The sequence below is a fragment of the Oleiphilus sp. HI0061 genome (assembly GCF_001635675.1).
Window position 1 is genome coordinate 1 of sequence record NZ_LWFE01001676.1, and the last position, 1,179, is coordinate 1,179.

Consider the following 1,179-nt stretch of genomic DNA (forward strand, 5'->3'; position numbering starts at 1 on the left):
TTTGGCGACACAACTCAGAGCCAATTGACCCCCCCGCACCAGTGACCATCACCACCTTATTTGAGATACAACCCGAAAGCCTGGCCCTATCGGCCGCGACTTCATCACGCCCAAGCAGGTCTTCAATATCAACATCACGAATTTCTTCAATTCGCGCCTTACCGCTGACAACATCATTAATTTGTGGAATGGTCTGCACAGCAAGCGGGTACTGCTCCAAGCCCTTTATCACTTCAGCTCTTCGAGCCCTGGAAGCATGGCCCAAGGCTAACAAAATACTCTGCGCACCATAACGCTTGAGCACCTCAGAAATATTCTCGGGTGAATAAACGCGGATACCGTTAAGAATGCTACCGTGCTTACTAATATCATCATCAATAAAAGCAATTGGCTGAACCTGCTTGCCATGAAAAAGTATCGAACTTAGCTGCAAGCCAGACTTACCCGCACCATAGATAATCACCCGATCTTTGGATTTCATCATATCGCGGTGTACCAGAGAGCGAGCTAACATACGCGTCCCTCCGACAAAGATCATCGCTAAACACCAGTAAATAATGGGAACGGAACGAGGAATCGGCGCCTGAAATAAAAAGCCCAAAGCCGCCAACATAATAGCAGAGATAGAAACACCAGAAATAATCGCCAGTAAAGCATGATTACTCATATAGCGAATAACAGCCCGATATAAACCGAGACGCGCAAAAACAAAAATACTGGTAAAAACGGTGACAAAAGCGACTAACAATACGGAGCTATTTTCAAGCAAATAAAGTTCATCGTAACGTAAACTTAGGGCCATCCATAAGGCGAAAGGTAGACAAAGACTGTCTGCAAAAACCGTAACCAGGCGTTTCTGGTACCGGGGAAGGTGTAACAACTTACTTAGCACGTCCGATTTATCCTTATCATTCTCCAGTTTCTGAGCGCTTCTGCGAGCGCCTGACTTCATTTTAACCAAGTCCTTAGTGAATACAATAGTGATTGTCGCTAATTGTGTCAGTGAGTTAAATTAATTAGGAATAATCATAGAATTAGTATTCACTATCGCCTCTGAAGCCGTTAATATCGAACTTGCATGACACAAGCTTTGACACGGATTGCTCAATAGCCGTTCATGCACTTGATTCTATTAACGCAAGGAGCGAACTTATGAAATCAAACTCTTTTCTTTCTAAC

The 1,179-nt window shown here is 44.0% G+C and carries 1 pseudogene; it reads right to left on the bottom strand.

Annotated features, from left to right (window positions below):
• Window positions 1–952, bottom strand: a pseudogene (locus A3735_RS25905) (polysaccharide biosynthesis protein); the annotation flags it as partial.
• Between the last annotated feature and the right edge of the window lie 227 nt (window positions 953–1,179).